This window comes from Synechococcus sp. N32, assembly GCF_900473895.1.
Taxonomy (GTDB): domain Bacteria; phylum Cyanobacteriota; class Cyanobacteriia; order PCC-6307; family Cyanobiaceae; genus Parasynechococcus.
Window position 1 is genome coordinate 145,471 of the sequence record NZ_UCND01000014.1, and the last position, 26,100, is coordinate 171,570.

Consider the following 26,100-nt stretch of genomic DNA (forward strand, 5'->3'; position numbering starts at 1 on the left):
TCAGCTGTCCTGCGCCTGAGCTTCAGTGTCGTTGGACTCAGTGTCGTCAGCGGAATCGTCCTCCGCTTCCGGCGGCACCAGCACCACCTTCAGCAGCCGGTCGCCCTTGTCGAGCTTCTGCAGACGCACCCCCGTAGCAGCACGGGACTGCTGAGGGATGGCATCGGCGCTGGTGCGCACGATCACCCCTTTCTCGCTCACCAGCAGCAGCTCTTCGCCGGCACCGAGCACACTCAGTCCCACCAGCTCGTCGGAGTCGGTACGGAACTTCATCGCCCGCAGGCCCATGCCGGCCCGCTTCTGCAGACGGAATTGCGTCACCGGCACCCGCTTGCCCAGACCCGAAGCCGACGCCACGAGCACCCACGGGCCCTCGCTGGCGGCATCCTCTTCATCGTCGGCACTGGCGGCCACCTGATCGGCGAGTTCCACCGGAAGCACATCCATGCTCACGAGGGCATCGCCCTCGCGCAGGTTCATCGACCGCACGCCGCGGGCCGTGCGCCCCAGTGGCCGCAATTCCTCATCGCTGAGGCGGAAGTGGATGGTCATCCCGGCTTTGGAGCCGATCAAAACGCTGTCACCGGGCACGGCCAAGCGAACCCAGGTGAGGGCATCGCCTTCCTCCAGGTTGATGGCGATCAGGCCGTTGGAGCGGATATTGCTGAAGGCCGAAAGGCGGGTGCGCTTGATGAAGCCACCGCGGGTAAGCATCACCAGGTCGGTGTCGTCGCTGAATTCCGACACCGGAATCAACGTGGTGATCGCTTCTTCCCGGGGAATAGGCAGCAGCTGCACCACTGGTGTTCCCTTGGCCGCACGGCTGCACTGGGGCACGCGGTAAGCGGGCAGGGCATACGACACACCACGGTCGCTGAACAGCACCAGGGTGTCGTGATCGTTGCAGCTGATGAACAGCTTCACCGCATCTTCACCCTGGCTGCGGGTGCCCGCCTTGCCACGGGTGCCGCGGCTGGTGGCTTCAAATTCACTCACCGGCATCCGCTTGAGGTAGCCGGTCTCGGTGAGCAGCACCACCGACCGCTCGTTGGCGATCAGGTCAATGTCAGACAGGCCACCGCCGAGATCGAGGATTTCGGTGCGGCGCGGCGTCGGGTAGCGATCCCGCAGCTGGCCGAGCTCGTCCTGGATGATCCCGAACACCCGCTCACGCCGGCCCAGGATGTCCTTGTAGTCGGCGATCTTGGTGACGAGGTCCTCATGCTCGAGCCGGATCTTGTCGGCCTCAAGAGCGGTGAGACGACGCAGCTGCATCTGCAGGATGGCGTCGGCCTGGATGTCGGATAGGCCATGGCGATCCTGCAGCTGTTGCCGGGCCGTGGCCGTGTCGGGTGCAGCCCGGATCAGGGCAATGATCGGATCGAGCTGATCGAGGGCCAGCAGCAGGCCCAGCAGGATGTGGTCGCGCTCTTCGGCCTTGCGCAGCAGATAGCGGGTGCGGCGCTCGATCGTCTCGACGCGGAAGTCGAGGAACACCTCGAGCATCTTGCGCAGGGTGAGCAGGATCGGCTCACCGTTCACCAGCGCCAGCATGTAGGCACTGAAGTTGCTCTGCAGCGGAGTGAGCTTGAACAGGTTGTTCAGCACCACCTGCGGGTAAGCGTCGCGGCGCAGCTCCACAACGATCCGCATGCCATCGCGGTCGCTCTCGTCGCGGATGTCGGAGATGCCCTCAAGCTTCTTGTCGTTGACCAACTCAGCGATGCGCTCGATCAGCGCCGCTTTGTTGGTTTGGTACGGCAACTCGGTGATGATCACCGCATCGCGATCGGGACGCCCCGGTGCCTCGATCGTTTCGATGTTGGCCACGCCGCGCATCGTCACCGAGCCGCGGCCACCCAGGTAGGTCTCACGGATGCCTTCACGGCCCAGGATCTGACCGCCGGTGGGGAAGTCCGGTCCGGGGATCAGCTGGATCAACTCCTGATCAGTGATCTCCGGGTTCGCGATCAACGCGAGCAAGCCATCAATCAGTTCATTGAGGTTGTGGGGCGGGATGTTGGTCGCCATCCCCACGGCGATGCCCGCCGAACCATTCAGCAGCAGCTGCGGAATACGCGCCGGCAGCACCGTGGGCTCCTGCTGGGAGCCATCGAAGTTGTCGGCGAAATCAACGGTCTCGGCCTCGATGTCCTCCAGGAGGCTGTCGGTGGTGAGCGCCTGCAACCGCGATTCGGTGTATCGCATGGCCGCCGGTGGGTCGTTGTCCACCGAACCGAAGTTGCCGTGCCCATCGATCAGGGGCATCGACATGGAGAAGTCCTGGGCCATGCGCACCAGGGCGTCGTACACAGCGGTGTCGCCGTGGGGGTGATATTTGCCGAGCACTTCGCCCACCACACGGGCGCACTTGCGGTAAGGCCTGTCGCTGGTGAGGCCCAGCTCGTACATCGCGTAGAGAATCCGGCGATGCACCGGCTTGAGGCCGTCGCGGGCATCGGGCAGGGCCCGACCCACGATCACACTCATCGCGTACTCCAAATAGGAGCGCGACATCTCGTTGCGCAGGTCCGTCTGAATGATCCGATCGTCGGAATCGCCGGGACCGCCGCCGCCAGGCCCCACAGAATCCGTCATACGTGCATCAGACGTCCTTTGTCAGTCTATCTCGGACAGTGGAAGCAACAGAAAAATCCGGATAAACTGCCGAACGCTTTCAACTGACGTGATGGGTCCTGTCGACGAGCCGCGCCCTGAAGCCGAAACCCCAGGCAGCGACCCCACCCCCACACCGGAGCCCACGCCCGCCGCAACGCCGGAACCTGAGCCGACTCCGGCACCAACACCGGCTCCCACTCCGGCACCAACCCCCGCTCCAACACCAGACCCGGTGATTGCTTCCACCGTGTCGATCCCTGCTCAGGAGAGCGCCGATGAAGACGGCGGCGAATGGGAGCTGCTGGTGGGCAAGGTGAAGGACTGGCTCGAGCAGAACGATCTGGCTGAGCTCTGGACCAAAGCCCAGCTGCCGCTGCGGGTGGTGGGCGGCCTGATCGTGTTCAGCCTGGTGGCGACGGTTTACTCAGGCGTGCTCAGCACCATCAACAGCATCCCTCTGGTGCCAGGCCTGCTGGAGCTGGCCGGAGTGATCTGGCTGGTGAACTTCGCCCTGCGCAACCTGATCCGCAACAGCGATCGGGACAACTTCATCAAGGGCGCCCGCTCCACTTGGACCCGCGTGACAGGCCGATCGAGCTGACCCGATCAAGCTGAGTCGATCATCCCGATTGGTAGCTTGATCTGACTTTATTGAAGTCGCGCGGTGGACATTCAGCTCGGACGCTCCAAGACCGTTCGCCGGGCCTACGGAATCGATGAAATCGCTCTGGTGCCTGGGGGTCGCACGGTCGACCCCGAGGTCACCGATACCCGTTGGACCCTGGGCGGCATCGAGCGCGAGATCCCGATCATCGCCAGCGCCATGGACGGCGTGGTGGACGTGGGCATGGCCGTTCGCCTGTCCCAACTGGGCGCCCTCGGCGTGTTGAACCTTGAGGGTGTTCAGACCCGCTACGAAGACCCCAACCAGGTGCTGGATCGCATCGCCGCCGTCGGCAAGGACGAGTTCGTCCCGCTGATGCAGGAGATCTACAGCCAGCCGGTTCAGGAGGCGCTGATCCGCAAACGCATCCAGGACATCAAGGCCCAGGGCGGCATTGCAGCCGTCAGTGGCACTCCGGTGGCAGCCATGCGTTTCGGCAAGGCCATCGCCGAAGCCGGAGCCGACCTGTTCTTCGTGCAGGCCACCGTGGTCTCGACCGATCACACCGGTCCTGCAGGCCAGGAGACCCTGGATCTGGAAGCCCTGTGCCGCGACATGGGCGTTCCCGTGGTGATCGGCAACTGCGTCACCTACGACGTGGCCCTGCAGCTGATGCGGGCTGGTGCCGCCGGCGTGATGGTGGGCATCGGCCCCGGTGCCGCCTGCACATCCCGTGGCGTTCTCGGCGTGGGCATTCCCCAGGCCACCGCAGTGGCCGACTGTGCTGCCGCCCGAGCCGACTACGAAAAGGAAAGCGGTCGCTACGTGCCGATTGTTGCCGACGGTGGCATCGTCACCGGCGGTGACATCTGCAAGTGCATCGCCTGCGGCGCCGACGCCGTGATGATCGGTTCTCCCATCGCCCGTGCTGAGGAAGCTCCCGGCCGTGGCTTCCACTGGGGCATGGCCACGCCTAGCCCGGTGCTGCCCCGCGGCACCCGCATCAATGTGGGCAACACCGGCAGCATCGAGCGCATCCTGCGCGGCCCGGCCAAGTTGGACGACGGCACCCACAACCTGCTGGGCTGCCTGAAGACATCCATGGGCACCCTGGGCGCCCAAACCATCAAAGAGATGCAGCAGGTGGAGGTGGTCGTGGCCCCCTCCCTGCTGACGGAAGGCAAGGTTTACCAAAAGGCCCAACACCTCGGAATGGGCAAGTAAGGCAGGGCTAAATTGGAGCTGTGCGGGCTTCGGCCCACACACTCCTCACACCCCCCGGCCCGGCGCGATCGGGCTTTCACTCTTTGTGGAGAGCGACTGTCACAGTTCCCTTCTCAGCAGGGAAGAGCTGTGTTTTCACTCGAAACCGTTGCTAAATTCTCCTTAAATTCACCTGCTCATATGTCCAGCGCTGCTGCTGTCACCGACGCATCCTTCGAGCAGGACGTGCTCCAGAGCGACGTGCCGGTTCTCGTGGACTTCTGGGCACCCTGGTGCGGACCTTGCCGCATGGTGGCTCCGATCGTGGAAGAGATCGCCAAAGAATTTGACGGCCAGATCAAGGTGTTCAAGCTCAACACCGACGAAAACCCCAACGTTGCCAGCCAATACGGCATCCGCAGCATCCCCACGCTGATGGTGTTCAAGGGCGGCCAGAAAGTTGACACTGTCGTGGGTGCTGTTCCCAAGGCAACCCTGTCAGGCACCATTTCCAAGTACCTCTGAATCCGTCTTCAGAACGGATCAACCGGTTGAGTCTGAACCTCGGGTTAATCGATTACGGCATGGGCAATCTCCACTCGGTGGAGAAATGCCTCGAGCGGCTGGATCAAGGCTGCTCGTTGATCCATAACGCCGATGATCTGGAGGGCGTCGATGCGCTGATCCTGCCCGGGGTCGGCGCCTTCGACCCAGCCATGGCCAACCTCAGGGCCACCGGACTGGTGCCCCACCTGCTGCGCTGGGGCCAGGAGGATCGCCCCCTACTCGGCATCTGCCTAGGCCTGCAACTGCTGTTCGAGCAGAGCGATGAAGGCAGCGATCCAGGCCTCGGGCTCTTGAGCGGACGGGTGAGCCGCCTGCCCAGCAACAGCGGCGAACGCATCCCCCACATGGGCTGGGCACCGTTGAAGCATCACGGCAGCTGCCCACTGCTCAGCAGCGATGCCCCATCGGAATGGGTGTATTTCGTGCACAGCTACGCCGCTGTTCCCACCGATCGAAATGACCTCAAAGCCTCGGCCCCCTTCGGCGATCAGGAGGTGACCGCTGTGGTCTGGCGGGGCCGCGTCGGCGCTTGCCAATTCCATCCGGAGAAGTCGTCCGATGCCGGAGAACAGATGCTCAAGCGCTGGTTGACCTGGCTGCGCAACGGGGCTGAACCCTGCCCATGAGCGGTGGCGGGCAACTGCGCCTCAGCGGGGGGCGACGGCTGCTGAGCCCCGGGGGTCGCACGGCTCGGCCCACCACCTCCAGGGTGCGCGAAGCGGTGATGAACATCCTTGCCCCGCACCTGCAGGACTGCCGCTGGCTCGACCTCTGCAGCGGCAGCGGCGTGATGGGCTGTGAGGCCCTGCAGCGAGGGGCGCGCTGTGTGGTGGCCGTTGATCAAGACCCGCAGTGCATCCGCGTCAGCCGCAGCAACCTCAGTGTCGTGGCGGAAAGCCGTGCACCGGCTCCAGAGATCCGCACGGAACGGCGGGAACTGATTGCATGGCTGCGAAAAGGCTGGAGCCAGGAGCCCTTCGACATCGTCTATTTCGACCCTCCCTACGACCAGGGCCTCTACGAACCCTGCCTAATCGCCCTCGCCGAGGGGAATTGGCTTCACCAGGATTCTCTGGTGGTGTGTGAACACCGCTCCAACCTGAACCCAGAACCGGGCTCAGATTGGACAGTGGTGGATCAACGCCGCTACGGCATCAGCAGCGTGATGCTGCTCAGCCCCCCAGAGCGCTGCCACCACGGCGGTACTGGTTCCATGCCGCCACGAACAGACCCATCAGCGTGACGGGGATCAGACCCAGAACGATGCCGCAGAGCAGAGGTTCGATCATCGCGTCGCGTCAGCAATCAGAATTAGGGAGAATCCTCTCATTGGAACTCCGGGTCTGTGGTCCAGCCGTCACGAATTGCGGCCGAATCGGCATCAGCTGATGCAAATGATTCAAGCGATCGGGGTCGCGGCCTGATCGCCGCGCTCGTGGTGTCGGCTGCCACGGCCTGCGTGGTGCTGGTGCTCTGGGTTCTGGGCAGCGCCCAGCAGGACCCCTACATCAAGGCCAGCCTTGAGCTGCAGGGGGCCGTTGACCACGGCGGCCAGCTGTTCAGGATCAATTGCGCCGGCTGCCACGGCCTTGCCGGCCAGGGGTTGGTGGGCCCTCAACTTCAGGGCGTCAGCAACCAGCTCAAAGACCCCGTTCTGGTGCACCAGATCATCAGTGGCGAAACTCCCCCCATGCCGAGCTTTGAGATGGAACCGCAATCGATGGCTGATCTGCTGGCCTACCTGCACACCCTCAGCTGAGCCGCTGCCTTGAATGCCGTTGTCGTGCTGGTGGAGCCGGCCGGCCCCCTGAACATCGGAAGCGTGGCCAGGCTCTGCGCCAATTTCGGGGTGAGCGAGCTGCGGCTGGTGGCCCCCCGCTGTGACCACCTCAGCGAGGAGGCCATTCTGATGGCCGTGCACGGCCAGGCGCTGCTTCAGGGCGCCGTGGTGGTTCCCGACCTGCTGACGGCCATCCATGACTGCCGCCGCACCGTGGGCAGTTGCGGACGCCTGGACCATGGCGAGATCCCCCTGCAAACACCCGAGCAGGCCCTGGGTTGGTTGCTGGCCAGCGATGGCAGCAGCTCCAGCTCAGGCGCCCCCGTGGCCTTGGTGTTTGGACGGGAAGACCGCGGCCTCAGCAACAGTGAGCTGCGGCTCTGCCAGAGGGTTCTCTGCCTGCAGAGCGGGGAGGCCTATCCCTCGCTGAATCTCTCCCACGCCGTGGCGGTGGTGCTGCATGAGTTGGCCCGCCTCAACAGCGAGAGCACTGAAACCCGCTGCATCGAGCCACCATCGCCGGACCCGGCAGCCGCCAAAGCGCTTTCAGCATGTCTTGACGACGCCACTGACCTGCTGCTGGAGGCCGGTTTCCTGCTGGAGCACACCGCCTCCGCCCGCATGGCCAAGGTGCGGGATCTGCTGCAACGCGCCACGGTGCGCGCCGAGGAGGTAGCTCTGCTGCGGGGAATGGTGCGCCAACTGCGCTGGGCCATCCGCGCCAAGCGCCCCTAATCTCTGCCGAACAGTCACGGCTGAAAGGTTGAGCAGCAGTCGTTCGTCACGTCGCTCCGCCGGCTGGAAAGGTCCGGCCCAGCTCATTCTGCGGCTGGTGTTGATGGGGGTGGGTCTTGGACTGCTCACCGGCAGCGGCCTGCGGCTGCTGGCGCCTCGCGTTCAGCAACAGGAGATCGCCCTGCCCAACTGGCTGGCCGATCAAGCGCTGATCACCACGCTGCTCGGTGACGCCGTGGAGCCGCCCAGCACTGAAAATGCCTCAGGGAAGAAAACTGCTCCTGTCGTGGCGAAGGGCCTGAAGCAGGCACGCTTCGCCCCCAGGCAGGAAATCAGGGCGCTGAGTGAGCGCTGGCTGGAGCTGGCCGCGCAACAGAGCGATCTGCAGGCCAGCGCCTACATGCTGATTCTCGACGACGGACGCTTTGCAGCCATGCAGGCCGAACGGCCGATGGCTGCCGCCAGCTCGATCAAGACGCCGATCCTGCTCGCAGTACTGGAACTGCTGGATCAGGGAACACTGCAGTGGAACGAACCGCTCACGCTCACCGAAGAACTGGTGGGGGGAGGCGCCGGATGGATGGCCTCCCGGCCCCTGGGCAGTCGCTTCCCCACCCATGAGGTAGCCACGGAAATGATCCGGGTGAGCGACAACTCCGCCACCAACCTGATGATTGCCCGGGCAGGGGGAATGGATGCGATCAACGCCCGCTTTCAGGAGCTGGATCTGCCCTCCACCGTGGTGAACAACTGGCTGCCGGATCTCGACGGAACCAACACCACCAGTGCCAGAGATCTCAGCCGGGCCATCGCCTTGGTGGACAGCGGGGAGCTGCTGGCCCCCCGCAGCCGGGATCTGTTTCGCGAGGTGATGGGCACGTCGATCACCAACACGCTGCTGCCCAGGGGCTTGATGCGCGGCCTCGGTGGCGCCCAGGGCGAACCGGACGCAAGCCTGGCCCGCAAGGGGTACCGCGTCTACAACAAAACAGGTGACATCGGCATCGCCTACGCCGATGCCGGGCTGATCGAACTCCCCGACGGACGACGCGCTGTGGCGGGATTTCTGGTGGAGGGCCCCTTCAACGACCCCCGATCCACCGAACTGATCCGTCGGCTCGCCGCTGCGATGGCACCGCACCTCAAACCCATCCCTGTTCCGCCCAAGCCATGAAGCTCGCTCCGCTGTTGTCTGCTGCCTGGCTGGCTGTTGCAGCCATGCCCGGCGCTGCGGAGGTGATTGAGCGTCAGCAGAGCGTTCGCCCCCTGCCGGGAGGCCTCGACGGCGTGTTGATGGTGAACGACAACAACCCCGAGCTGATCGAGGACGACGGCATCCTGATCTCAACCTTCCCCGATGGAAAGGTGGCGTCAGTTCCGGTGGTGCTGAACGGTCGCTTCGACATGTTCAGCCACCACGTGTATGCCGGTGATGCGGAGGGCAGCCCCAGCTCAACCCTGTGGCTGGCGGTGCTGGCGGCTCCGCTGGGGAATGCTCCTGTGACCCTGCAGCTGCTCTCGGGAAGCACCTCGCTCTCGCAGGCCACAGAGCCTGGCCAGACCCAGGCCCCCTTCCTGCCCTTGCCGAGCCTGATGCCGGAAACCACCGACGTGGTGGCGTCTGGCCCCGGCAGCCGTGTGGCCGGAGATCTGTTGGCCGGCCGCCGCGCAGCGGAACTGACCAACCGCCGCTGGAGCCTGGCTCCCGGCGCACCCACACAGCTGTTGCTGCTGCCCATTCCCGTGGCCGGTCTCGATCCCCTGCTCAACGGCCGCAACCTGCAACTGCGCTTCCACAGCTCCGGCCCTGTGGCGCTGGCCACCCTGGCCGCCCACGGTGAAGACGGCAAGGCTCCAAGCGAGCAGCACTGGCTGCAGCTGCTCAAGAACCAACGCATGAGCAGCAAGGAGCACCAACCCACCCCACGGGGCAGCAAAGGCAAAATCATTTATTCCCGGGTGAGCGGTGTTCAGATCGGCAGCAGCTGGCGGGCGCGCATCACCGACCCGGGCAGCCCGGTGCTGGCCGCACCCACGGCCCCCATCTCCTGGCCGATCAGCAGCCTTGAGCGCGGCACCCTCGCCACCAACCAGGTGCAAACCGCGGAACTCAAGCGCTTTTACCCCGGCACCGCCTGGGCGGCCCATGGCAACTACGGGGTGGAGTACGACCTCACCCTGCCGCTGAAGAACACCGGTTCCTCTGCGGTCACGCTGCAGTTGTCGCTGGATTCGCCCCTCAAAGACAACAGCACCACCTCTCTGCTGCGCTTCCGCGATGACCTCAACGGTCCGGTGATGTTCCGCGGGCCTGTGCAGACCACGGGTCTGGAGGATCCAGAGGGAGTTTCCCAGGGACGCCAGACCCAGCACCTGGTGCTGCGCCAGGGGCAGCAGGGGCCGTCCCTGGGACAGCTGATGCTCAAGCCAGGGGAGGCCAAAGAGGTGCGCGTTCGTCTGGTCTATCCCGCTGATGCCACACCACCGCAGGTCATCACCGTGCAGCCTGTGAAACAATCCTGAGCACGCTTAGAGAATTGCTCGTGACTGCACCCCGGAAGCGCAGGGTCTTCCCCTTCACTGCGGTGATCGGTCAAGAGGAGATGAAGCTGGCCTTGCTTCTCAACGTGATCGATCCGCGCATCGGCGGCGTGATGATCATGGGAGACCGTGGCACCGGCAAATCCACCACGATCCGTGCTCTGGCCGATCTGCTGCCGGACATCGACGTTGTCGCCGGCGATCCCTACAACAGCTCGGCCAGCGATCCCGACCTGCAGAGCAGTGAGGTGCGCGAGCGGATGCAGCAGGGGGAAACCCTGAGCACCGAACCGCGGCAGGTGCCGATGGTGGACCTGCCCCTCGGTGCAACGGAAGACCGCCTCTGCGGCACCATCGACATCGAGAAAGCCCTGAGCGAAGGCGTGCGCGCCTTTGAGCCCGGCCTGCTGGCAAAAGCCAACCGTGGCCTGCTCTACGTGGATGAGGTGAACCTGCTCGACGACCACCTCGTCGACGTGCTGCTCGATTCAGCGGCCTCCGGCTGGAACACGGTGGAACGGGAAGGCGTCTCCGTGCGCCACCCGGCGCGTTTCGTGTTGATCGGTTCCGGCAACCCCGAGGAAGGCGAACTCCGCCCCCAGCTGCTCGACCGTTTCGGCATGAGCGTGGAAGTGCGCACCGTGCGTGATCCAGAGCTGCGGGTGCAGGTGGTGGACCAGCGCACCTCCTTCGACAGCGACCCCGATGGCTTCAGCACCGCCGTGGAGGGCAATCAAAACGCCCTGCAACAGCGGGTGGTGGAGGCCCAGCAACGCCTCGGCCAGGTGACCATCGATGAGGATCTGCGTCTGCGCATCTCCGCCGTCTGCGGCGAGCTGGATGTGGATGGTCTGCGGGGTGACATCGTCACCAACCGTGCCGCGCGAGCCCTGGCCGCCTTCGAGGGACGCACGGAAGTGAGCGAGGAAGACGTGGCCCGCGTGGCCTCCTGCTGCCTGCGCCACCGGCTGCGCAAGGACCCCCTGGAGCAGGTGGATTCCGGCGACCGCGTGGTGAAGGTGTTCTGCAAGGTGTTTGAGCGCAGCGAGAGCAGCGACCGCGCTGATTTCGAACTGGCCCTCGCCGCCTGATCCCCCCACAATCAGCCCATGCGGATCCTCGGCATCGACCCGGGCCTCGCCCGGGTGGGCTACGGGGTGATCGACATTCAGGACGGATGCCAGCGCATGCTCGATTGCGGCATCATCCAGACCGATCCCGGTCGCTCTGACGGTGATCGCATGGTTGAAATCGCTGGCGACCTGCGGCAGCTGATCCGGATCTGGCGCCCGGAACTGGCGGCCGTGGAGAAGTTTTTCTTCTACCGATCCAGCAACACCATCAACGTGGTACAGGCGCGGGGCGTGGTGGTGATGACCCTGGCCCGCTTCAAGATCCCGATGGTGGAGTTCCCACCCATGCAGATCAAACTCGCCGTGGCGGGGTTCGGCCATGCCGAAAAGGATGAGGTGCTGGAGGCGGTGATGCGGGAGTTGAACCTGAAGGAACCACCCCGCCCGGACGATGCGGCCGATGCCCTTGCGGTGGCGCTGACGGCCTGGTTGCAGCGATGAGCAGCAAGCCAACCCTGCGCCGTCACTTCAAAGCCCAGCGTCATCTGGAGGAAGCCGCCACGCGATCCATCCAGAACGCCGTGGCGGCGCTGATCGACCAGTCCAACTGCGGTAACCGCCATGTGGGGGTCTACTGGCCCCTTCCGGGGGAGGTGGATGTACGGCCGCTGCGGGAGGGTCCCCATTCGCCCTTGGCCTTGCCGGTGGCCGATGGCAACGGCCGGCTCATCTACCGGAGCTGGGGTGAGGAACCGCTTCAGCCCGATGGCTGCGGCATTCCCGCGCCTGCCACAGGAGATGCTCTGAACCCCGATCAACTGGCGCTGCTGCTGGTGCCGGCGCTGGCGGTGGACGGCGCGGGAATCCGCCTGGGCTACGGCGGTGGGTATTACGACCGACTCAGGGCTGATCCCGCCTGGGCTGCCGTGCCGGCCTGGGTGGTGCTGCCCTCAACCTGCCTTGCGGCCGAGGCGTTGCCTCGGGAGTCCTGGGATGTTCCGTTCACCGGCTGGATCACGGAACAGGGTGCTGGCCGGCCCGCCTGAGAGGCCGCATCATGGGCAGCATTGATCGCCCTTCCATGCTGCGTCTGCTGGCTCCACTGCTTCTGCTCGGCTCAGTGCTGCAGGGCGCACTGCTGGCCCCTGCCAAAGCCCATCAGATCGAAAGTGCTCTGCAGTATCTCGATGGCGATCTGCAATTGAGCAGCAGCTTTTCCAACGGTGAGCCCACCCAGGGGGCCGTTGTTCGCCTGCTCAATGCCGATGGCACGCCAGGGCAGGAACTGGGCCGCACCGATGCCGAGGGACGCCTGAGCCTCGATCTCAGCAGCGTGGGCAACGGCACCGTTGATCTCCAGGTGGACGGTGGTCCCGGCCACCGCGACTACCTCGAACTTCCCGTTCAAGACGGCGAAGTGGATCTGAACGAGGTGGTCATGTTCCCCTTCAGCCTGGTGATGGTGGGGCTGCTGGTTAGCGTGCGACGTCGATACGACTGAGCCCCGCATGGCCACCAGCACCGGCAGTGATGCCCTCGACCGGATGGTGGAGCGCCTGGGCGGCACCGCCGATCCAAAACGCCGCTACGAATACGTGCTCTGGTTGGCCAAGAAGCTCGCACCCATGCCGGCCGAGGAGCAGACCGACGACATCAAGGTGAAGGGATGTGTGTCGCAGGTGTTTGTGCGGGGTGCCCTCGATGAGGGAGTGATGCGCTGGCAGGGCGACTCCGATGCGCTGATCACCAAGGGACTGCTCGCATTGTTGATCCAGGGACTGGATGGATTGACGCCGGCCCAGGTGCAGGCGGTGGACCCTGCCTTCATTGCAGCAACAGGCCTGCAGGCCAGCCTGACGCCCTCTCGCGCCAATGGCTTCCTCAACATCTTCCTGGCCATGCAGGAGCAGGCCCGTCAACTGGACAGCTGACCCAGCGCTGATCAGGACAGGGACAGGAACAGAAGCCGAATCACATCAATACATAGAGTCGCTCGCAAACGTTCCAACACGGATCACAGGGGATGGCAGCAAAGGTCGGCGTGGGTCTGCTGGGACTGGGCACGGTTGGCGGTGGAGTGGCATCGATCCTCCAGAACCCCAGCGAACGTCACCCGCTGGTGGGTGAACTGGAGCTGATCCGTGTTGCCGTCCGCGATCTGAACCGCCCCCGGCCCGTTGCTCTGGACGAAAGCCTGCTGACCACCGACCCATCGGCGGTGATTCAGAACCCAGCCGTGGACGTGGTGGTGGAGGTGATCGGTGGTCTAGAGCCGGCCCGCAGCCTGATTCTCCAGGCGATTGCAGCCGGCAAATCCGTGGTGACCGCCAACAAGGCCGTGATCGCACGCCACGGTCAGGAAATCGCTGAAGCCGCGGCCGCCGCCGGGGTGTACGTGCTGATCGAGGCCGCCGTTGGTGGCGGCATTCCCATCATTGAGCCGCTGAAGCAGTCCCTGGGGGGCAACCGCATCAACCGCGTCAGCGGCATCATCAACGGCACCACCAACTACATCCTCACCCGCATGGCTGAGGAGGGGGCCGCCTATGACGCGGTGCTCAAGGATGCCCAGGAGCTGGGCTACGCCGAAGCCGATCCGGCAGCGGATGTGGACGGTCTTGACGCGGCCGACAAGATCGCGATCCTTGCGACTCTGGCCTTCGGCGGCAGCGTGGATCGCGCCGCGGTTCCCACCGACGGCATCAGTGGCCTGCAGGGCGTGGATGTGGATTACGCCAACCAACTGGGCTACGGCGTGAAGCTGCTGGCCGTGGCCGAGCGCATGGCGCAAAGCGGCGATCCCCTGCCCCTCTCCCTGCGGGTGCAGCCCACGCTGGTTCCCAAGGACCACCCCCTGGCGGGCGTGAACGGCGTCAACAACGCCATCCTTGTGGAAGGAGACCCCATCGGCCGGGTGATGTTCTATGGCCCCGGTGCGGGAGCCGGCCCGACCGCCTCTGCGGTGGTGGCCGACATCCTCAACATCGCTGGCATCCGCCAGGCCAGTGAAGGGCCTGGAAAGGTGGATCCTTTGCTGGCAGCAAGCAGCTGGCGGCCCTGCTCCCTCGTCGACTCAGGCGACATTCGCCAACGCCACTATGTGCGTTTCAAGACAAAAGACGCCCCTGGCGTGATCGGCAACGTGGGCGGTTGCTTCGGCCAACGCAACGTGTCGATCCAATCGATCGTGCAGTTCAATGCGAGCGACGCCGGGGCCGAGATCGTTGTGATCACCCATGAAGTGAGCCAAAGCCAAATGAATGAAGCCCTGGACGCCATCCAGGCTTTGCCGGAGGTGTCTGGCCTGGCCGCTCACCTCGGCTGCCTCTAGGGAGAGCTTCAGCCCTGGCGAATGCCCCCGGGCATGCGTCAGAGTGTCAAGAACTTTCACGGCACAGACCTGAATCCTCAGATCTGTGCTCGAAACGGTTCATGCAGAACCTCACCTGCTCGAGTCCCGGTCAAGGCTGCCTCTTAGAGGAGGGGGTGAATCCGATGACGGTGCACCAGGGAGATTGCGTCAATCTCGATAGTGACGACGACACCTATCAAGTGATCGGCGTGGATGGTGACCATGACCGCTGCTGGGTGCGCCGCTGGCCCCTGCAGAGCAACGAGGGCTCACCGGTGTTCGAAATCTCGTTGGACAGGATTCGCCAGGTCGGGTAAGTCCCTGTTGAATGGGCCGACCCGTGTTGGTTGAGGCCCGTTGAAGCGCATCGATCGCCTCACGAGATGGACGTGCGGTGGCGCGCTGATGGCTCTGGCCTTGGCCATCACCCAGATGGGGTGTCAGGCCCCGCCCCCCACCAGCCGGATCACGGTGGCCTCAGCGGGCCGAATCAGCTCCCTGGATCCAGCCCAGGCCAGCACCCTCGGCGCCACGCAGCTGATCAGCGCCCTGGGGGATCCGCTCTATCGCCTCAGGCGGGATGGCTCACTAGAACCCCGCCTGGCGGCATCGGCCCCCGTTCTGAGCGATGGCGGTCGCACCGTCACGGTTCCCCTGCGCACCGATGTGCGTTTCCACGATGGAACGCCGTTCAATGCCGCAGCCATGGCCTTCAGCCTGCGGCGCTTCCTCGAGATCGGAACCCTCAGCTATGTGGTGGGCGACCGGATTGCGGCGGTGGAGGAAGCCGACAGCCACACCCTGCGGCTGCGCCTCAGTCGCCCCTCCACATCCCTGCAGGGCCTGCTGACGTCGATCAACCTCACCCCGATCTCACCAACGGCCTACAGCAACCACCAGGACCGTTTTCTGCACGACCGCTTTGTGGGAACAGGCCCCTACCAACTGACCCGCTTCAGCGAACATCAGCAACGCTTGGAGCCCTTTGCCCAGTACTGGGGTGAGGCGCCGCGCAACAACGGCCTCGATCTGATCACGCTGAGCAACTCCACGGCGCTCTATGGGGCATTGCGCAGTGGCGAGGTGGATCTGCTGCTCTCCGCCTCGATCGACGAAGACCAGCGCCACACCCTGCATGAACAGGCCAGCGCGGGGGAGCTGCACGAGTCGGTGGGTCCGGCGATGGAGATCGGCTACATCACCCTGCTGAGCAACCGGGAGCCATTCCAAGACCCCAACCTCAGGCGAGCCCTGGCCGTCAGCCTGAACCGAAGCGAGATCAGTGAACGGGTGAGCTACGGGCTGCGCCGTCCACTGCGGGCGCTGGTGCCCCCCAGCCTGGCCGGCGGCGCCATGGCCCCATGGCCCGAACACAACCCCGAGCAGGCCCGCCAGCTGCTCCAGGCGGCGGGCTACTGCAACGGCAGCACCCTGCGCTTTCCGCTCACCTTCCGCTCCAATGTGCCCGCCGACAAATTGCTGGCCCTCACTTGGCAGGCCCAGGTGCAACGGGACCTCTCGGACTGCCTGGTGTTGGATCTCGATGGCGTCGAATCCACCACCATTTACCGCCAGCTGGGGGAAGGTGCCTTCAAAGCCGTGATGCTGGATTGGCGCGGCAGCTACCCCGATCCGGAGGCCTATCTGACGCCGCTGTTGAGCTGCACCTCGGCGGAGGGCAACATCTGCATAGAAGGAGAAGCAGCCATCAGCGGCAGCTTCTGGAGTGCCCCCGGATTGCAGACCGCCCTACTGAAATCCGACACGCTGACGGGTGATGCCCGCCGCACCGCCCTGGACCGTGTGGACCATCTCTCAGCCGACGGTGCCGCCTACATCCCCGTCTGGCTGGATTCACCTCGGGCCTGGGCCCAGCTGAACCTCAACCCTCCACGATTTGATGGAAGTGGTCAGCTGATGCTCACTGAGCTGGAGCGCCGCCAGGACGGAGCCAAGAACAACTGATGGGACGCGCCCGAGACCTCGCCCGCTACAGCGCCACCCGCCTCGCCCTGGCGCCATTGATGTTGTGGCTGATCGCCAGCCTGGTGTTCCTGTTGCTGCGCGTCGCCCCAGGGGATCCCGTGGATGCGGTGCTCGGCAGCCGTGCCCCCGCCGCCGCCAAAGCCGCTATGCGAGCTCGGCTGGGCCTGGATCAATCGTTGCTGGATCAGTACCTCAGCTATCTCAACGGATTGATCCACGGGGATTTGGGGCAGGCCCTGATCAACCAGGAGCCGGTTCGAACCATCATCGGCAAAACGCTGCCCGCCAGCCTAGAGCTGAGCGTGATCGCCCTGGTGTTGGCTGCCGTGGTGGGGCTGAGCATTGGCTTCAGCGGCATTGCCCGGCCCGAGGGAAAGATCGACCTGGGCGGACGCCTCTACGGATTGGGCACCTATGCCCTGCCGCCCTTCTGGGTGGCCATGCTGGTGCAGCTGGTGTTCGCCGTCAGCCTGGGCTGGTTGCCGGTGGGCGGGCGCTTCCCCCCCAGCCTTCTCCCCCCCGAGGGCAGCGGATTTTTCTTGCTGGACAGCGCTCTGCAGAACAACTGGACCGCGTTCCGAGGCACCGTGCGTCACCTGATCCTGCCCGCGGGGACCCTGGCCCTACTGCTCAGCGGCACCTTCACGACCGCCCTGCGCCTGAACCTGCGACGCACCCTGCGCGGCGACTACGTGGAAGCGGCGCGCAGCCGCGGCCTCAGTGAGCGCCAGGTGATCCTGCGCCACGGACTGCCCAATGCCTTGCTGCCGGTGCTCACCATTGCAGGCATCACCGTGGCCTCCTTGATCGGTGGGGCCCTGCTGATTGAAGTGACCTTTTCCTGGCCAGGCATTGCCTTGCGGCTGCAGGAAGCCATCAACCAGAGGGACTACCCCGTCGTTCAGGGGATCGTGGTGGTGATCGCCGCCCTGGTGGTGCTGGTGAGTGTTGCCGTTGATCTGCTGGTGGCCAGCCTGGATCCACGGGTGCGCTACTGATCCAGCAGCTGCTGGGCCCTGCGACGGCCCAAGCGATGCCAGCGCGTCTTGGAACTGGCGTCCATCAGGTGAACGGCATCGTTGCTGGGTGACGGGGAGTTCAGGGAATCAAGAAAACGGATGACCTCATGGGCAATCACCCGTTGAACCCTGAGGGGATTGACGCCCACCAACTCTTCGCCGAGCCGGAAGATGTCGTCTCCCTCTGACGCCTTGCCCTGGCCATCCACACGAATCGGTGAAAAGTGACTGGCCCCCTCCACCACCACCACCCGGCTGACGGGATGCTCCGCCAATCCAGCCAAAAGAGCCAGCTGCTCATCCAGAGGAGGGGTGATCAGATCGAGGGTGCCACCCACCATCAACAGAGGAATCGGCAACGCCCGACTGGCGCGGTGCGGCCAGATCAACCCACCAAAACTGTTGAGCCCCACCACCGCCCGGGGCGGCGAATCCATTTCATTGCCGTCGAGCACACGGCCTGCCGCCAGTTCGCACTGAAGCAATTCCGACAGGTTGGTGAGGGGCAAGCCCGCCAGGGCTGCTTCACAGCGCTGGGCCATCCCGGGCACTAGCTCCGCCCCACTAGCCAGGAGGGCCGTTAAGGCACCCAGGGAATGGCCCATCAGCACCACCTCGGTCCCGGGGATGTTCAGATCGCCCCGTTGCTGCGCCTCCAGGACCGCCTCCAGGTCAGCCAAGCGATCACGAAGTACTGCGGCGCCATCAAACGACTGACGCCCCTCGAGCAAACCCTGGACAGCCGCGGCATCGCTACCGGGATGCTCAAGCACCACCACGGGCCAGCCCGCCTGCATCAGCGAACGCGCCAGCCAGTGGAAGTGGTTGGGGTCCCCGCCCAGCCCCGGCATCATCAAGACCCAGGTTCGGTCCGCACGAGGCGACTGGGGGATCCAACGTTCCAGCCGCAATGGCCGCGAACGATGGCCCGCCGCAAGCGTTGCGTGACGAGGCGCATCCGCCGAGGCAGAACGCTCCCTGCCCTGCAGGGGCTGCAACCGAGCCTCCTCCTGAGCCAAAGCCCGCATCAGGGACTGGTGACGCTTCAATTCCAACCGCCAGCGGTTGGCAGCAGCCACCAACGCATCCAGATCAAGACGCAACTGCGGAGTGGGCAACGCCTCCAACACATCCAGCGTTGAAACGGTTTCCTGCCGTTCGAGCAGCTGCTCCAGCGTGGAGAGCACAAGCGAACGGTTGATGCGCCGTCCGTCCTCCACGCGAATCAAATCCCCCAGGGCATCCAGCAGCGGCCCCGCTCCCCAGCTGCTGAGCAGCTGACGCCCGAGGCTGCGGCGGGAGAGCACCGGAGCCTGGAGCAGACGAATCAGCCCCTCGCGACTCTCGGGTGCGAGAAGCCCCATCCAGGTGGACAACTCCGATCGCGAAAGCTGTGCCAGATCAGCCGTCGGCGAGCGCACAAAGGATCCGAGTTCCTCAACTGAAACCGGAAGAACCACGCCGTCGATCTTGACCTCCACACGTTCTGTGGAGCCAACAGGCCACGATCCGCACGTGCTGAGCAGCAGACTGCCCATCAAGCCCATCGCGATGCATCGTCCTGTTAAGCGTCCGCGCAGCAACGCCTGACCCTCTGCGGTGGTGGAACCAGTTTCCATCACCCCTGAGAAATGTCACCCGACTGAGGTTCCTGGCGTCCATCGGTGCCGGCGGAGTGATGTTCATGACGCCGCTGATCTTTCATGCGATCGACTTCTCAGCCCGTGAAGTGGGCAGTGGCCTGGCCGTCTCCGCTCTGATCGGCACGGTGGTGCGTCTGCTCAGTGGCGCTTTGCTCGATCGCGGCATCCGCTGCTCCTGGCCGGTGAGGGGCACAACCCTGTTGGCCATTGCCGCTGATCTGATCCTGCTGCAGGCCAACAACTACAACAGCTACCTGCTCGGACAACTGCTGCTGGGCTGCGCGGCGGGTCTGTACTGGCCTGCCATTGAATTGGCCGTTCCCCTGAGTTGCGGCAACCTGCCCTCCAGTCGGGGCTACGCCCTGGTGCGCAGTGCCGATGCTCTGGGGATCGGCATTGGCACGCTGATCGGAACCGTTGCCGCCAGCTTGGGAGTGCTGCGAACTGTGTACAGCGTTGAGGCTGTTTGCATGGGCGCTGTGCTGGTGCTGATCAGCCTTGTTCCCCTCCAGGACGGACCGCCCTACCGCAACCTCAGCGGCAATAGCCCAGATCCGCTTGGCCAACGACCACGGCCGATGACCCGGCTGCCTTGGCTGCTCCCCCTGCTGCCGGTACTGCTGATCAGTGTGGTGGCCACAGGGATCCTGGCCCTTCAACAGAGTGCGCTTCCCCTCGATCTGGTGCGCGGCGGGCTTGTGCGACCGGCCCTGAGCGAAAGCCACAGCAGTGCCCTGATCGCCCTTCAGTTGACCTTGCTGGTGAGCCTGCAGTGGCCGGTGGGCCGTTGGCTGGCGGAGCGCAGCGTTGCCTTCGGCCTCGGCTTAAGCCTGGCGGGATTCAGCCTTGGCTGCAGCCTGATTGCCCTGTCCTCCTTGTTCGAGAACGGAACGATCCTGGTGCTGGCAGCCCTGCTGCCAATGGCCTTCGCCCAGGCCGCTTTCCTGCCCACGGCCACAGAAGCCGTCATTGAAGAAACACCACCAGAACACCGTGGTTTGGCGATGGCGCTGTTTTCCCAGTGCTTCGCCATCAGCGCCATCGTGGCCCCCCTGGCTGGAGGAGCCTTGCTCGACCTTCAAAACAACGGCCTGCTGCTCTGGCTGCTGATGAGTGGAGCATGCCTGGTCGTGCTCCCCAGCCTGCGCAGTCTCAAGCCGCGCTACGGGGCGAGAACATCCGCTGATGCTGGGGTTCCCCAGGACGAGCCCGCGGTGGTCGCCAGGGCTGATGGCTCTGTTGGTTCAGCGGAAGCAAGGAGAATGACTCCGCATTGAAGGACCATGACGCAGACCCGATCAGGCCAGGCAGATCAGTCCCTTCGGAGCCAACGGCCTCAACTGATCGTGCACGCCGGTACGCATAAAACAGCCTCCACCTACATCCAGGAACGGCTGCACCGCAATCGCGAGCTTCTGAGCAGCCAAGGCATCAGCCTGCAGGACCCCCTCGAGTGCAAACCCAAACCAAAAAAACTGGCCGCTGAGCTGTGCAAACGAAGGAGCAAACGCTGGAAGGCGTTCTTCATGCAACAGCCAGAGGGCCAGCATTGTCTGCTCAGTGCCGAGCAATTCGCCGTGCCGCTCACCGATCCCCAATGCATCCAGGAACTTGAGGCTCTGGCGGATGCAGCGGGCTATGAGCTTCACATCGTGATTTTCATTCGCAGCCAGCTCGATTACATCAACTCGCGCTACATCTACTCACTGCGGCGTTTTTATCACCACCAAACCTTTGAGCAGTTTGTTGATGATGCCTTGCAGGGAAAGCTTCAGAACGAAAAACCCATGCGAGGCAAAATCGAACGGCGACAAGATGTATTCGATTTCTGGACCTATTTCCAGCCTTTATTACGGGCGAAGGACAAAGGCCTGAAGGTGAGTTTCCTGCCGTTCCGCCAAGGGGGCCTTGATCCTTTTGAACAGTTAATTCTTGCTATCAACCTCTCTCCAGACCTGACCTGGAAAACCTGCCCCCAGCGCCATTACAACCGCAGCCCGGGAACCCGAGGCGTCTGGCTGGCCCGGGTGCTCAGCCAACTGCTCAACGAGAGCAACATTTCCCCTAAAACAATTGAGAACTCCTCTCAGATTATTCTTCAAGAGGAGAAAAGGCGATTCTGGCATGACCCATCCTTCTGGGGCTATTCACGCAAATTATCCAAAAAAGTAAACCGTCACTTCGAGACAAACAATGCAAAATTTGCACAGGCTGCATGGAACTGCAGCTGGGACGATTCGTTTCAAAGCGAGAGCCCCAAGACCCGACGTCAACGCTCGGTTTATGCGCCGGAATCAATCGAAACAGAACAACGTATGCATGCCATCGCACACCGGCTTTTCAAGCGGATCCAAAGACGGATTGAGACAGCCAGCCCAAACAGACGGATCGATGCAATAAACAGGCTCATTGGCCTTGTTTGGGACAGGCCTCACCCGAACACTAGGACCTGAATCGCGAAGCAGGACAAACAATCATCGCGCCAAGGAAGCAAATCATCCGAAACGACTTGCGCATTTACAACACACAACAAAAGAAGCGATGTGGAAGCCAAATCCTACTCTTAAGAATGACAATAATCCCCATCACACATAGCCGTATCATCTTGAGCGGCGATTTTTGTTAACGGGCCACCTCAGCAGAACCAGATCGCCCCACAAACCCAATGTACGCAAGCAAGCCAGATCAATTTTTATTCATCAAATCAAACAAAACCGCTGGGACATCGCTCGAAATCGCCTTATCCCGATGCCTTTCAAGCAGACCAGAGCAATTTTTTACACCTCTGAGCTTCAAAGATGAGCAGCTCAGACAAAACCTCAGTGGCAGAACATTCTCCGCAACGATGAACTCGATATTCCCAACGAAACGATCAACAGCCAAACGTCTTAGAGCAAAAATCGCAAAAGGGCTTGACTCCCTTGGCAAATCAAGCCTCAAAATCAAAAACGAACTCAGAAGAGAGCATCACAACAAAACTGATCAGTTCTTTCTGATGACGGGATTTCATACGCACAGCACATACAGCGAATGCCTGAAGAGCCAGCCAGACTTCTCTGAATACTGGTCATGCGTCTTTGCTCGACACCCCTACAAAAGGTTTTTATCACACTTAACGTGGCGGACCAAGTCTGTCAAGAACATTCAATCATGGAGTGTTGCCGACTGGAAAAGCCATGCAAAAGACAATATCGATAATTTCTGCAAAAGGAATTTATTGCACTACTCGTACGACAGAAAAAGCCACTCATACGTCAACACCATACTGGCCTTTGAAAATCTGAAGGAGTCGACAAACTTGATCTGCGAGAAAATTTCACTCCAACCAGGCAGCGTCATGGCTGCATTGCCCAAAACCAAAAGTGGCTTCTCGAATGCCATCTCAAACATCAATCCAGTCGAGCTCCTTGGTCCAGACATCAGATCAAAACTCCTCAAAAACGAAGAATTTTTATTCGACGAGATGGGATACAAAGATTCTCTCGACGACTTCTCACCATCCCGAGCATGGCTTCAAACATCCGGATTAAAAATCAAAGCTTTACGCTCTCGATTCCGAGACTTGTGATGTCGAATCAGCATTGATCTTTGGAGCCACGAAGCACAACCCTTGAAGCCAATGCGTCACCAGTTCACGCGTGAGCTGCTTCACGCCCCAAATTCAGCAAACGTCGACGCAACGCCTTGACCAAGCTGACAATATCCATAAGAAAATCCGATCATAGAAAAATATAACTACCCTGAGAAAATGCAACCGATACCCATGGCATCCAAAATCAAGAAACTGAGCAAGCTCTTCTTGCATACAAAAAAGTTTTTGGGGTTCGAGCCTTTGGAACAGATAATGTCGAAAAAGAGAGATTTGATCACACTAGAAATGTCTTGCACCAGTACCTCGACAATGATCAAGACGGCAAAGCAGATTCCAAAAAATTAGTCCGCAGTCTCAAACGCAATAAAGCAGCAATGACTTTGTTTGAGAACGAAGATGAGCTTGAAAGCTTCCTTGATTTACACGAGGACAAGATCGACACCGCAAGGGGTCAACTTCCAAGACTTGTACAATGATGAAATCATCATGGCGTCAGACAAATCAACAAGGTTTGACGCAACACTCGAAGAAGTTTTCCACCTGATTTGCGACTACGGCTATTCGCAAGTCAACCCAAAGGCATTTGGCTAGCACAAAGATTCAATCATCGGCCAACTGATGACAGAGGCCCGAGGCGGGCACTTCAAAAAAACTCCACGCAAATACCCGAAAAGGGCTTACTACACCTACGAAGACAAATACTGTGACTACGAATGCCAGTTCACCGAATACTTCTACTGGGGAATGACATCCATGTTTGGAGGTCAAGAGGGGAAGGGACGCTTCAACGAAATCAAAGAGGAATGGAGGCTGAACACGCCCGAAAAGATTCAAGCCAATGCTCCCGGACTTTATGAACTCCTCAGCGACCCAAATAATGGCATACCAACAATTCTCCCGAATGGAATTCTTTGATTCAAGGATGACCGATAACCTTATTAAATCAACAATCTCGTCACAAATCAATCTCGAATTACTGCCATATCAGAATTCTCCTGAGTTGACATAAAACGGACCGGAGATTACTCACTGAGCCATCAACATACCGTCGAATAACGCCTTACACGTTAAACAGAAACTCCATCACATCGCCTTCATCCACCACATACTCCTTTCCTTCACTGCGCAGCCAGCCTTTGTTGCGAGCTTCCGCAAGTGAGCCGGCCTCCAGCAGCTTCTCACAACCGATGGTCTGAGCGCGGATGAAGCCCCGCTCGAAATCGGTGTGGATCACACCGGCAGCCTGGGGAGCTGTCATCCCGGCTTTGAACGTCCAGGCCCTTGTTTCTTTTTCACCGGTGGTGAAGTAGGTGCGCAGCCCCAGCAATCGATAGGTGGCCCGAATCAGGCTTTGCAGACCGCCTTCCGTCACCCCAAGACCTTCCAGATAGTCCGCGGTTTCCTCATCTCCCAGTTCCACCAGCTCCGCTTCCACCTGGGCAGAGATCCGCACCGTTTCGGCACCTTCCTTGGCGGCCAGTTCAACCACCTCGGTGCAGAAGGCATTGCCCTCAGCCAGGTCGTCCTCACTCACATTGGTGGCGTAGATGATCGGCTTGGCGGTCAACAGCCCCAAGGGCTTGATCATCGCCGCTTCTTCATCGTTCAGATCGACGCTGCGGGCCGCACCACCGTTTTCGAGAACCGCCTGAATCCGCTCAAGAGCAGCGTCTTCCACCTGCGCTTCTTTACTGGTGCGCATCTGCTTCTTGAGACGCTCCCGGCGCTTCTCAATCTGAGCCAGATCCGCCAGACCCAGCTCAAGATTGATCACCTCCGCATCCCGGGAGGGCCCCACTGACCCTGAAACGTGGATGACGTCATCGTTCTCGAAGCAGCGGATCACGTGAACGATCGCGTCCACCTCACGGATGTTGGCCAGAAACTTGTTGCCCAGACCTTCGCCCTGGCTGGCGCCTTTCACCAGACCAGCAATGTCGACAAACTCCATCCGGGTCGGAATGGTGTCCTGGCTTTTGCTCAGTTCTGTGAGCCGGTCCAGTCGCTCATCGGGCACCGCCACGGTGCCGACGTTGGGCTCGATCGTGCAGAAGGGAAAGTTGGCAGCCTGCGCCTGAGCGTTGGCGACCAGCGCATTGAACAAGGTGGACTTACCCACGTTGGGCAATCCGACAATTCCGGCTTTGAGCATTGGCGGAATCTACCGGCCAGCAGCGAGACTGTTGTGAAGTTTTGTGGGCCCATGCTGCAGTCCTTGCGCTCCCCTGCATCCCCATCGCCTGAAACAGAGCTGACCTCAGTGGCAAAAGCACGATCCAGACGGCCCAAAGCCGCAATGGTGGGGCTGCTCGTGCTGGCCCTATGCGGGGGTGGGCTACTGCTGCGTTTCGGTCCCTGGAGCAACCGGCAACGGGATTTAAAGCCTTACACCACCACCGCTGAGCGCGGCGTGCTCTCTGGTGTGATCAACGCCAGCGGCGAACTGCAGGCCCAGCAGAAGGTGAACGTGAGTCCGCGCAAGCAGGGTCTGCTGGCGGAGCTGAAGGTTGATGAAGGGAATGTGGTGGAAAAAGATCAGGTACTGGCGGTGATGGATCGCGGTGATCTCGATGATCGGCTGCAGGAGAAACAGGCTCTGCTGCGCCAGACCGAAGCCAACTTCAAGAGCACAAAGGAGGACTTCGAACGTCGCAGCCAGCTGTATGCCAGCGGCGTGATCAGCGCTGACGAATTCAGCGGTGCCCGCTTCGACCTCCTGGCCAGGCAGGCGGGTCTGGTGGCAGCCCGAGAACGGGTGGAGCAACTGGAACAGGAGAGCCGCGAAAAAACGATCCGCGCCCCCTTCTCAGGAACGATCACAGCGCGCTACGCCGAACCGGGGTCGTTTGTGACCCCCACCACAGCCGCCTCAGCCACAGCCGGTGCCACCAGCGCCTCGATCGTTGAGCTCTCGCAAGGCCTGGAGGTGAGGGCCCGCGTTCCGGAAAGCGACATCGGCCGCATCGAGCCCGGCCAAACCGCCGAGATCCGAGTGGATGCCTATCCCGATGAGCGCTTCCAGGCAACGGTGAGTGAGGTGGCCCCCCGCGCCGTGAAAGAAAACAGCGTCACCTCCTTTGAAGTGAAGCTGAACTTCATCAACCCCCAGAAGAAACTGAAGATCGGCATGACCGCCGACATCAATTTCCAGACCGGGCGCAGTACTCCCAAAATCCTGGTGCCCACCGTGGCGATCACCCTTGAAGACGGCCAACAGGGTGTGTTGCTGGTGGATGAGAACCAGCAACCACGTTTTCAGCCGGTGGAACTGGGCAACAGCAGCGGCGACAAGACTGCGATCCTGAACGGTCTCGAATCAGGAACTCGCGTGTTCATCGATCTGCCCCCCTGGGCTGATCGCCGCGATTGATCCACCCACGTTTTCA

General features: G+C 62.1%; 26 protein-coding genes and 1 pseudogene. 23 read left to right on the top strand and 4 right to left on the bottom strand.

What is annotated here, in order from left to right:
- A complete protein-coding gene (gene gyrA / locus DXY35_RS08095; protein ID WP_115081874.1) occupies positions 1-2,598 on the bottom strand; it encodes a DNA gyrase subunit A in 2,598 nt (865 codons plus the stop codon).
- Positions 2,599-2,689: 91 nt separating this feature from the next.
- On the opposite strand from gyrA, the gene DXY35_RS08100 reads away from it, so the two are divergent.
- The 5 genes and pseudogenes from DXY35_RS08100 to rsmD all read left to right on the top strand — a co-directional run.
- Positions 2,690-3,220: a CAAD domain-containing protein gene (locus tag DXY35_RS08100; protein WP_115081875.1), complete on the top strand. Its 531-nt coding sequence runs from the start codon at positions 2,690-2,692 to the stop codon at positions 3,218-3,220.
- A gap of 63 nt (positions 3,221-3,283) precedes the next feature.
- A complete protein-coding gene (locus DXY35_RS08105) occupies positions 3,284-4,447 on the top strand; it encodes a GuaB3 family IMP dehydrogenase-related protein (protein WP_115081876.1) in 1,164 nt (387 codons plus the stop codon).
- Between the two features lie 180 nt (positions 4,448-4,627).
- A complete protein-coding gene (trxA, locus tag DXY35_RS08110) occupies positions 4,628-4,951 on the top strand; it encodes a thioredoxin (RefSeq protein ID WP_006851354.1) in 324 nt (107 codons plus the stop codon).
- A gap of 26 nt (positions 4,952-4,977) precedes the next feature.
- Positions 4,978-5,619, top strand: a complete 642-nt coding sequence (hisH, locus tag DXY35_RS08115; RefSeq protein WP_115081877.1) for an imidazole glycerol phosphate synthase subunit HisH — start codon at positions 4,978-4,980, stop codon at positions 5,617-5,619.
- Positions 5,616-6,155: pseudogene (rsmD, locus tag DXY35_RS08120) on the top strand (16S rRNA (guanine(966)-N(2))-methyltransferase RsmD); the annotation flags it as partial. The gene hisH and the pseudogene rsmD, both read left to right, overlap by 4 nt.
- A gap of 10 nt (positions 6,156-6,165) precedes the next feature.
- Here the strand turns inward: rsmD and petG are convergent.
- Positions 6,166-6,282, bottom strand: coding sequence for a cytochrome b6-f complex subunit V (gene petG, locus DXY35_RS13120; protein ID WP_071823076.1), 117 nt, complete (start codon positions 6,280-6,282; stop codon positions 6,166-6,168).
- Between the two features lie 56 nt (positions 6,283-6,338).
- Here petG and DXY35_RS08130 point away from each other — a divergent pair, with 56 nt between their 5' ends.
- From DXY35_RS08130 to DXY35_RS08190, 13 genes are all read left to right on the top strand, one after another.
- Positions 6,339-6,752, top strand: a complete 414-nt coding sequence (locus DXY35_RS08130) for a c-type cytochrome (protein WP_025362444.1) — start codon at positions 6,339-6,341, stop codon at positions 6,750-6,752.
- A 9-nt stretch (positions 6,753-6,761) separates the two neighbouring features.
- Positions 6,762-7,508: an RNA methyltransferase gene (locus DXY35_RS08135; RefSeq protein ID WP_115081879.1), complete on the top strand. Its 747-nt coding sequence runs from the start codon at positions 6,762-6,764 to the stop codon at positions 7,506-7,508.
- 28 nt (positions 7,509-7,536) lie between these two features.
- On the top strand, positions 7,537-8,682 hold the full coding sequence (locus DXY35_RS08140) for a serine hydrolase (RefSeq protein ID WP_115081880.1): 1,146 nt from the start codon (positions 7,537-7,539) through the stop codon (positions 8,680-8,682).
- Positions 8,679-10,031 carry a DUF3370 domain-containing protein gene (locus DXY35_RS08145; protein WP_115081881.1) on the top strand — a complete coding sequence of 451 codons (1,353 nt, stop codon included), beginning with the start codon at positions 8,679-8,681 and terminating at the stop codon, positions 10,029-10,031. The genes DXY35_RS08140 and DXY35_RS08145 overlap by 4 nt, the downstream gene beginning before the upstream one ends.
- Positions 10,032-10,051: 20 nt before the next feature.
- Complete coding sequence (bchI, locus tag DXY35_RS08150) at positions 10,052-11,140, top strand: magnesium chelatase ATPase subunit I (RefSeq protein WP_115009220.1); 1,089 nt, start codon at positions 10,052-10,054, stop codon at positions 11,138-11,140.
- 18 nt (positions 11,141-11,158) lie between these two features.
- On the top strand, positions 11,159-11,623 hold the full coding sequence (gene ruvC, locus DXY35_RS08155; protein WP_115081882.1) for a crossover junction endodeoxyribonuclease RuvC: 465 nt from the start codon (positions 11,159-11,161) through the stop codon (positions 11,621-11,623).
- Positions 11,620-12,168, top strand: a complete 549-nt coding sequence (locus DXY35_RS08160; protein WP_115081883.1) for a 5-formyltetrahydrofolate cyclo-ligase — start codon at positions 11,620-11,622, stop codon at positions 12,166-12,168. Before ruvC ends, DXY35_RS08160 begins: the two co-directional genes overlap by 4 nt.
- An 11-nt stretch (positions 12,169-12,179) precedes the next feature.
- Positions 12,180-12,623 carry a hypothetical protein gene (locus tag DXY35_RS08165; RefSeq protein ID WP_115081884.1) on the top strand — a complete coding sequence of 148 codons (444 nt, stop codon included), beginning with the start codon at positions 12,180-12,182 and terminating at the stop codon, positions 12,621-12,623.
- 7 nt (positions 12,624-12,630) lie between these two features.
- Positions 12,631-13,053 (top strand): SufE family protein, encoded by a 423-nt coding sequence (locus DXY35_RS08170; protein WP_115081885.1) that lies wholly within the window; start codon positions 12,631-12,633, stop codon positions 13,051-13,053.
- Between the two features lie 92 nt (positions 13,054-13,145).
- Positions 13,146-14,453, top strand: coding sequence for a homoserine dehydrogenase (locus DXY35_RS08175; protein WP_115081886.1), 1,308 nt, complete (start codon positions 13,146-13,148; stop codon positions 14,451-14,453).
- A gap of 164 nt (positions 14,454-14,617) precedes the next feature.
- The gene (locus DXY35_RS08180; RefSeq protein ID WP_371681756.1) at positions 14,618-14,791 is read left to right on the top strand and encodes a hypothetical protein; all 174 of its coding nucleotides are present in this window, start codon (positions 14,618-14,620) and stop codon (positions 14,789-14,791) included.
- A gap of 88 nt (positions 14,792-14,879) precedes the next feature.
- Complete coding sequence (locus DXY35_RS08185) at positions 14,880-16,439, top strand: ABC transporter substrate-binding protein (protein ID WP_115081888.1); 1,560 nt, start codon at positions 14,880-14,882, stop codon at positions 16,437-16,439.
- The gene (locus DXY35_RS08190; protein ID WP_115081889.1) at positions 16,439-17,458 is read left to right on the top strand and encodes an ABC transporter permease; all 1,020 of its coding nucleotides are present in this window, start codon (positions 16,439-16,441) and stop codon (positions 17,456-17,458) included. Before DXY35_RS08185 ends, DXY35_RS08190 begins: the two co-directional genes overlap by 1 nt.
- On the opposite strand, the gene DXY35_RS08195 is transcribed toward DXY35_RS08190, so the two are convergent.
- Positions 17,452-19,026 carry an alpha/beta hydrolase gene (locus DXY35_RS08195; RefSeq protein WP_115081933.1) on the bottom strand — a complete coding sequence of 525 codons (1,575 nt, stop codon included), beginning with the start codon at positions 19,024-19,026 and terminating at the stop codon, positions 17,452-17,454. The two genes, DXY35_RS08190 and DXY35_RS08195, sit on opposite strands and share 7 nt — an antisense overlap.
- 137 nt (positions 19,027-19,163) lie before the next feature.
- Between DXY35_RS08195 and DXY35_RS08200 the strand changes: the two genes are divergently transcribed.
- The 4 genes from DXY35_RS08200 to DXY35_RS08215 all read left to right on the top strand — a co-directional run bounded on the left by DXY35_RS08200 (position 19,164) and on the right by DXY35_RS08215 (position 23,629).
- Entirely contained in the window at positions 19,164-20,399 is a 1,236-nt protein-coding gene (locus tag DXY35_RS08200) for an MFS transporter (RefSeq protein ID WP_244273028.1), read from the top strand.
- A gap of 6 nt (positions 20,400-20,405) precedes the next feature.
- Positions 20,406-21,575 (top strand): hypothetical protein, encoded by a 1,170-nt coding sequence (locus DXY35_RS08205; RefSeq protein WP_115081890.1) that lies wholly within the window; start codon positions 20,406-20,408, stop codon positions 21,573-21,575.
- A 212-nt stretch (positions 21,576-21,787) separates the two neighbouring features.
- Positions 21,788-22,690 carry a sulfotransferase family 2 domain-containing protein gene (locus tag DXY35_RS12470; protein WP_137006734.1) on the top strand — a complete coding sequence of 301 codons (903 nt, stop codon included), beginning with the start codon at positions 21,788-21,790 and terminating at the stop codon, positions 22,688-22,690.
- Between the two features lie 642 nt (positions 22,691-23,332).
- The gene (locus DXY35_RS08215) at positions 23,333-23,629 is read left to right on the top strand and encodes a hypothetical protein (RefSeq protein ID WP_115081892.1); all 297 of its coding nucleotides are present in this window, start codon (positions 23,333-23,335) and stop codon (positions 23,627-23,629) included.
- 145 nt (positions 23,630-23,774) lie between these two features.
- On the opposite strand, the gene ychF is transcribed toward DXY35_RS08215, so the two are convergent.
- Positions 23,775-24,866, bottom strand: coding sequence for a redox-regulated ATPase YchF (gene ychF / locus DXY35_RS08220; protein WP_115081893.1), 1,092 nt, complete (start codon positions 24,864-24,866; stop codon positions 23,775-23,777).
- 144 nt (positions 24,867-25,010) lie between these two features.
- On the opposite strand from ychF, the gene DXY35_RS08225 reads away from it, so the two are divergent.
- Entirely contained in the window at positions 25,011-26,084 is a 1,074-nt protein-coding gene (locus tag DXY35_RS08225; protein ID WP_244273030.1) for an efflux RND transporter periplasmic adaptor subunit, read from the top strand.
- Positions 26,085-26,100 lie beyond the last annotated feature (16 nt).

Bases quoted from the DNA above. Each gene is read 5' to 3' on its own strand.
- trxA (WP_006851354.1), top strand. From the start codon at position 4,628: ATGTCCAGCGCTGCTGCTGTCACCGACGCATCCTTCGAGCAGGACGTG.
- DXY35_RS08195 (WP_115081933.1), bottom strand. From the start codon at position 19,026: ATGGGCTTGATGGGCAGTCTGCTGCTCAGCACGTGCGGATCGTGGCCT.
- DXY35_RS08185 (WP_115081888.1), top strand. From the start codon at position 14,880: ATGGCTCTGGCCTTGGCCATCACCCAGATGGGGTGTCAGGCCCCGCCC.
- gyrA (WP_115081874.1), bottom strand. From the start codon at position 2,598: ATGACGGATTCTGTGGGGCCTGGCGGCGGCGGTCCCGGCGATTCCGAC.
- petG (WP_071823076.1), bottom strand. From the start codon at position 6,282: ATGATCGAACCTCTGCTCTGCGGCATCGTTCTGGGTCTGATCCCCGTC.
- DXY35_RS08180 (WP_371681756.1), top strand. From the start codon at position 14,618: ATGACGGTGCACCAGGGAGATTGCGTCAATCTCGATAGTGACGACGAC.
- DXY35_RS08225 (WP_244273030.1), top strand. From the start codon at position 25,011: ATGGTGGGGCTGCTCGTGCTGGCCCTATGCGGGGGTGGGCTACTGCTG.
- DXY35_RS12470 (WP_137006734.1), top strand. From the start codon at position 21,788: ATGTACGCAAGCAAGCCAGATCAATTTTTATTCATCAAATCAAACAAA.
- ychF (WP_115081893.1), bottom strand. From the start codon at position 24,866: ATGCTCAAAGCCGGAATTGTCGGATTGCCCAACGTGGGTAAGTCCACC.
- DXY35_RS08160 (WP_115081883.1), top strand. From the start codon at position 11,620: ATGAGCAGCAAGCCAACCCTGCGCCGTCACTTCAAAGCCCAGCGTCAT.
- DXY35_RS08190 (WP_115081889.1), top strand. From the start codon at position 16,439: ATGGGACGCGCCCGAGACCTCGCCCGCTACAGCGCCACCCGCCTCGCC.
- DXY35_RS08205 (WP_115081890.1), top strand. From the start codon at position 20,406: ATGACGCAGACCCGATCAGGCCAGGCAGATCAGTCCCTTCGGAGCCAA.
- DXY35_RS08170 (WP_115081885.1), top strand. From the start codon at position 12,631: ATGGCCACCAGCACCGGCAGTGATGCCCTCGACCGGATGGTGGAGCGC.
- DXY35_RS08215 (WP_115081892.1), top strand. From the start codon at position 23,333: ATGACAGAGGCCCGAGGCGGGCACTTCAAAAAAACTCCACGCAAATAC.
- DXY35_RS08145 (WP_115081881.1), top strand. From the start codon at position 8,679: ATGAAGCTCGCTCCGCTGTTGTCTGCTGCCTGGCTGGCTGTTGCAGCC.
- DXY35_RS08165 (WP_115081884.1), top strand. From the start codon at position 12,180: ATGGGCAGCATTGATCGCCCTTCCATGCTGCGTCTGCTGGCTCCACTG.
- ruvC (WP_115081882.1), top strand. From the start codon at position 11,159: ATGCGGATCCTCGGCATCGACCCGGGCCTCGCCCGGGTGGGCTACGGG.
- DXY35_RS08200 (WP_244273028.1), top strand. From the start codon at position 19,164: ATGACGCCGCTGATCTTTCATGCGATCGACTTCTCAGCCCGTGAAGTG.
- DXY35_RS08175 (WP_115081886.1), top strand. From the start codon at position 13,146: ATGGCAGCAAAGGTCGGCGTGGGTCTGCTGGGACTGGGCACGGTTGGC.
- DXY35_RS08100 (WP_115081875.1), top strand. From the start codon at position 2,690: ATGGGTCCTGTCGACGAGCCGCGCCCTGAAGCCGAAACCCCAGGCAGC.